The sequence below is a fragment of the Trebonia sp. genome (genome assembly GCF_049794275.1).
Lineage (GTDB): Bacteria > Actinomycetota > Actinomycetes > Streptosporangiales > Streptosporangiaceae > Trebonia.
Window position 1 is genome coordinate 1 of record NZ_JBARCR010001297.1, and the last position, 4,924, is coordinate 4,924.

The window sequence follows — 4,924 nt, forward strand, 5'->3', positions numbered from 1 at the left end:
AGTTCACCGGGGCGGCGCTGGGCCTGCACTTGCTGTTCGGGCTGTCGATGGGGGTCGCGGCGCTGCTGACCGGCATGGCCACGTTCCTGGTGCTCGCCATGGAGGTGCACGGGTTCCGGCGGCTCGAGGCGGTGATCACCGGGCTGGTCGGCGTGGTCGTGCTCGCGTTCGGCATCGAGCTGCTGGCGTCAAAGCCGCCACCGGGCGCGGTCGCCGCCGGCGCCCTCGAGCCGCACCTGCCCGGCGGCGCCGCGCTGCTGGCGGTCTCCATCGTCGGGGCGACCGTGATGCCGCACGTGATCTACCTGCACTCGTCGCTGACGTCATCCCGGGTCGTCGGGGCGGGGGCCGGGGAACGGCGTCGCATCTTCCGTTTCGAGATCGTCGACGTGCTCGCCGCGATGGGCGTGGCGGGGCTGATCAACCTGGCGATGCTGGCCACCGCCGCCGCCGTGTTCCACGGCCGGGGGCTGTCGTCGGCGGGCGGCGACCTCGGCGTGGTCTTCGCCGGGCTGAACTCGTACGTCGGGGCGCACGCCGGGACCGTGTTCGGCGTGGCGCTGCTGGTGTCCGGCATCGCCTCGTCGTGCGTCGGCACGATGTCCGGGCAGATCGTGATGGCCGGCTTCCTTGGGCGGCAGGTGCCGGTGTTCCTGCGGCGGTTCATCACCATGGTGCCCGCGCTCGTGCTGATCGGCGTCGGGTTCAGCGCGACGCGCGCGCTGGTGCTGAGCCAGGTGTTCCTGTCGTTCGGCATCCCGTTCGCGCTGATCCCGCTGGTGGTGTTCACGTCCAAGCGGTCACTGATGGGGTCGCTGGTGAACCGGCGGGTGACGATCGTCGCCGCTGTCGCGGTCACCGTGGTGATCGTCGCCCTGAACGTGTACCTGCTGACGACCGGCTGAGTTGACCCGTTCGCGATTTGTCCCCTTCGGCGCAATCCATTTTCTCGTCGGTGCCGTAGGTACAGGAAGCGCTCATGCGCCATACTTGCCGTTCCCGGAACTTCAGAGACGAGATAGATATGAGCGCTGCCTCCCTCTTTGCCTGGATAGCCACCGTTCTCGTTGGCCTCCTGCTGCTTGTTATCTGGCTCATGGAGTACGACCCGCAGTTCCAGTCCACGGCCGCGACCCGGTTGCCCATACCGGTGATTTCCACGCACGCCCTGCTGGGCATGGCCGGCCTGCTGCTGTGGGGCGCCTACCTGCTGGCCGACGAGGACCGGCTCGCCTACGCGACGATCGCCGATCTGGCCGTCGCTGTCGCGCTCGGCCTGACCATGGCGTGGCGCTGGATCGGCGTCTACCGCACCTACCGCACCGCCCCCCGCCGCGACGCGCCGGCCACGCGGGTCCTTACCGTCCCGCCGGAACGGCACTTTCCGCTCTCGGCCGTCGTCCTGCACGGCGTGCTGGCCGTCACCACCGTCATCCTGGTGGTGGTCACCGTGCTCACCGATTAGCGGGAGTCACCACGGGCCCGTTCGGAATATTCATTTAGAACTGGGACCACGACCTTCCCTGTCGTCACCAGGCGTTCACCGGCGCACGGCAAAGTCTCGTCATGCCAGCTGACTCGGGTGCCGCGGGGCGCGCGGCGAGCCGCGGCCCTGACGATGGCACACCGGAGCAGATCCACCTCACCTGGGGCGACGACCCGGCCCGGAGCGTGGTGGTCTCGTGGGCGTCGCCCAGCCGTGCGGCGCGGCCCCGGGTGCGGATCGGGCAGCGAGTCATCCCGGCCGAGGAGCGCGGCTACACCGACGGGCTCAACGGCCAGGCCGTGTGGACGTACCACGCGCGGGTGCACGGGCTGCGCCCCGGCGCGACCTACGGCTACGCGGTCACCGCCGACAATGACGGGAACGGCGCGGACCCGTTCAGCGCGATGTTCAGCACCGCCCCGGAGGGGCGGGCCGCGTTCCGGTTCACCAGCTTCGGCGATCTCGCCACCCCGAACACCGACTGGGTCCTGTCCTACGGCCAGGCCGCGTACGCGGTCGGCGCGGTGGAGCAGTTCCAGCCGCTGTTCCACCTGCTGAACGGCGACCTCTGCTACGCGGACCTGAACCCGGCGGCGCAGCCGCAGGTATGGCGGGACTTCGGCAACAACAACCAGGCCTCGGCGGCGAACCGGCCGTGGATGCCGGTGCCTGGCAACCACGAGATCGAGTTCGGCAACGGGCCGCAGGGGTTCTCTTCGTACCTGACCAGGTACGCCCTGCCGGCCAACGGGTTCGGGCCGTTCGAGGGGCGGTGGTACTCGTTCCGGGTCGGCTCGGCGCTGTTCGTCTCGCTGAGCGCGGACGACGTGGTGTACCAGGACGCGGGCGCGTTCGTGGCCGGGCCTTCTGCGCTAGTGCCTGCCCCGTCCACGGGGAATCCCCCAGTGCCCGCGGGGACCTCGTTTTACGTGCGCGGCTACTCGGGCGGCGCGCAGACCCGGTGGCTGGAGGCGACCCTGGCGGCGGCCCGCAGGGACGCGTCTGTCGACTGGATCATCGCGCAGCTGCACCAGTGCGCCTGCTCGTCCTCGCGCGACGGCAACGGTTCGGACCTGGGGATCCGCGAATCGTGGCTGCCGCTGTTCGACCGGTACGAGGTGGACCTGGTGCTCTGCGGGCACGACCACGACTACGAGCGGTCGTTCCCCGTTCGGGGGTTCGACCCGGCCGCCGGGACCTCGGTCGCCACCGGCGCGGCCGTGAACACCCGGCGGCCGCACCCGGTGACGACGGTGGACAGCGGCGTCTTCGACACCAGCCAGGGCACTGTGCACCTGGTACTCGGCTGCGGCGGGACCGACGTGAACGCGGATGTGTTCGGCGCGCCCGCGCCTGGGCGGCCCGACGAGGCAAAGGTGTTCACCATGCCCAACCGTCCTGTGCCGTCCGCGACCCCCGGCGTCTATGACCGGCCGGGCGCCGACGCGGTGGAGGACGCGACCTGGTCGGCGCGCCGCGACACCGCGACCGGGTACGGCATCGCCGTGTTCGACGTGAACCCTGGCACGGAGGCGGGCGGCCAGACGTCGATCACGGTCACGCACTACCACGCGCTCGGCGCCGACCCGGTGAACCCGTCGTCCGGCGAGCCGGGCGCGCCGACCGGCGACTACACCGTCTTCGAGACGTTCACCCTGGTCCGGCCCCGGTCCGACGGCCGGCGCTGGCACGCGAAACAATCCGCGTCGGCGATCAGCGGCTGAACTGACGTGCCTCTGGCGCGTCCGGCGCGCGGTCACGTGCGGGCGAAGCGGCGGGTGCACAGCGGCGCGAAGACGGCGAGGAGCAGCGCCGTCCAGGCCAGCGTGGCGGGCACCGGGTGCGCAAGCTGCCATACCCCGTTCGCGGGCGCTTGCGGGCTGCCGAACAGGTCCCTGACCGCGGCGGCCAGCGCGCTGACCGGGTTCCAGTCGGCGATGGCCCGCAGCCACGGCGGCATCCCGGAGGTGGGCACGTAGACGTTGGACACTATGGTCACGGGGAAGATCAGGATCGACGCCTGGCCCGCTGCCTGCTCGCTGCCGAGGACCAGCCCGAGGTACATGCCGATCCAGGTCATGGCGAACTGGAAGGCCGCCAGCAGGGCGAGCGCGGCGATCGCGTAGCCGGCGCCGCGCTCGATCCGCCACCCCACCGCCAGCCCGCACAGTGCCATCAGGACGAAGCTCGCCAGCCCGTAGACCGCGGTCGCGGCGGCCTGGCCGAACGGTACGGCGGCCCGCGCGATGGGCAGCGACCGGAACCGGTCCACCACGCCGCGCGAACTGTCACGCGCCATCGTGAACATCGACGGCACGATGTTCACCGCGATCGTCGCGAACAGGCCCGGGATCAGGTACGCGCGGTAGCCCCCGCCGGGCACCGTGATGGCGCTGCCGAAGATGTAGCCGAAGAGGATCACCATGATCACCGGCGCGCCGAGGGTCAGCGCGATCGCGGTCGGGTCGTGCCTGAGCTTGGTGAGCACCCGCTCGGCCGCGGCGGCCCCGTCGGTGAACGCGCCGCTCATGCCGGGTACCCCTCGGTAGCCCGCGTGCGGTCCAGGAAGACCTCGTCCAGGGTGGGCCGCCGGACGCTGACATCCTCGGCCATGACCCCCGCGGCGTCCAGCCTCCTGACGAGTTCCGGCAGGGTCACCGCACCGGCAGCCACGGGGGCGGTGAGCCGGCGTGCCCCCGCGTCCCGCCGGGGCGGGCCGGTCACGATATCCGCCAGGACGGCCTCGGCCGCATCGAGGCCGGCGGCGTCGGCCAGCACGACGTCGACCCGGCTGCCGAGCGAATCCTTCAGCTCGTCCGGGCTGCCGTGCGCGGTCACCAGCCCCGCGTCGATGATCACGATCTGATCGGCGATCCTGTCGGCCTCCTCGAGGTACTGCGTCGTCAGCAGGACCGTCGTGCCGTCCGCGGCCAGCGCGCGGACGGCGGCCCAGATCTCGGCCCGGCTGCGCGGGTCCAGGCCGGTCGTCGGCTCGTCGAGGAACAGCACCGGGGGCGCCACGACCAGGCTCGCGATCAGGTCCAGGCGCCGTCGCATGCCCCCTGACCAGGTCTTGACGAGCCGGTCGGCCGCGTCGGCGAGGCCGAACCTGTCAAGTAGCTCGGCGGCCCGTGCCCGCGCTCCGCGACGGCCCAGGTGATGCATCAGCCCGAGGATGAACAGGTTCTCCCGGCCGGTGAGGTCGTCGTCCACGGCCGCGTGCTGCCCCGCCAGCCCGATCGCCGCGCGCACCAGGCCCGGCTCCCTGAGCACGTCGTGCCCGGCGACCCGGGCCGAGCCCGCGTCAGGCCGCAGCAGCGTGGCCAGCACCCGGACCACTGTCGTCTTGCCGGCCCCGTTCGGCCCGAGCAGCGCGCACACGCCGCCGCGCGGCACGCTCAGGTCCACCCAGCGCAGCGCCTGCACCGGCTCTGCCCG

Annotated in this window: 5 protein-coding genes; 3 read left to right on the forward strand and 2 right to left on the reverse strand. The window is 71.8% G+C overall.

Going from position 1 to position 4,924, the window contains the following annotated elements:
* From WA805_RS31435 to WA805_RS31445, 3 genes are all read left to right on the forward strand, one after another.
* A partial coding sequence (locus WA805_RS31435) for an Nramp family divalent metal transporter (RefSeq protein WP_425244157.1) occupies positions 1-905 on the forward strand: 905 nt, incomplete at its 5' end.
* 119 nt (positions 906-1,024) lie between these two features.
* Positions 1,025-1,465, forward strand: a complete 441-nt coding sequence (locus WA805_RS31440; RefSeq protein WP_422286276.1) for a hypothetical protein — start codon at positions 1,025-1,027, stop codon at positions 1,463-1,465.
* Between the two features lie 101 nt (positions 1,466-1,566).
* Positions 1,567-3,210: a purple acid phosphatase family protein gene (locus WA805_RS31445; protein ID WP_425244158.1), complete on the forward strand. Its 1,644-nt coding sequence runs from the start codon at positions 1,567-1,569 to the stop codon at positions 3,208-3,210.
* A 32-nt stretch (positions 3,211-3,242) separates the two neighbouring features.
* Here the strand turns inward: WA805_RS31445 and WA805_RS31450 are convergent, their stop codons facing one another.
* On the reverse strand, positions 3,243-4,016 hold the full coding sequence (locus tag WA805_RS31450; protein ID WP_425244159.1) for an ABC transporter permease: 774 nt from the start codon (positions 4,014-4,016) through the stop codon (positions 3,243-3,245).
* Positions 4,013-4,912 (reverse strand): ATP-binding cassette domain-containing protein, encoded by a 900-nt coding sequence (locus tag WA805_RS31455; RefSeq protein ID WP_425244160.1) that lies wholly within the window; start codon positions 4,910-4,912, stop codon positions 4,013-4,015. Before WA805_RS31455 ends, WA805_RS31450 begins: the two co-directional genes overlap by 4 nt.
* Positions 4,913-4,924 lie beyond the last annotated feature (12 nt).

Coding starts and splice junctions, on each gene's coding strand:
- WA805_RS31440 (WP_422286276.1), top strand. CDS start 1,025: ATGAGCGCTGCCTCCCTCTTTGCCTGGATAGCCACCGTTCTCGTTGGC.
- WA805_RS31445 (WP_425244158.1), top strand. CDS start 1,567: ATGCCAGCTGACTCGGGTGCCGCGGGGCGCGCGGCGAGCCGCGGCCCT.
- WA805_RS31450 (WP_425244159.1), bottom strand. CDS start 4,016: ATGAGCGGCGCGTTCACCGACGGGGCCGCCGCGGCCGAGCGGGTGCTC.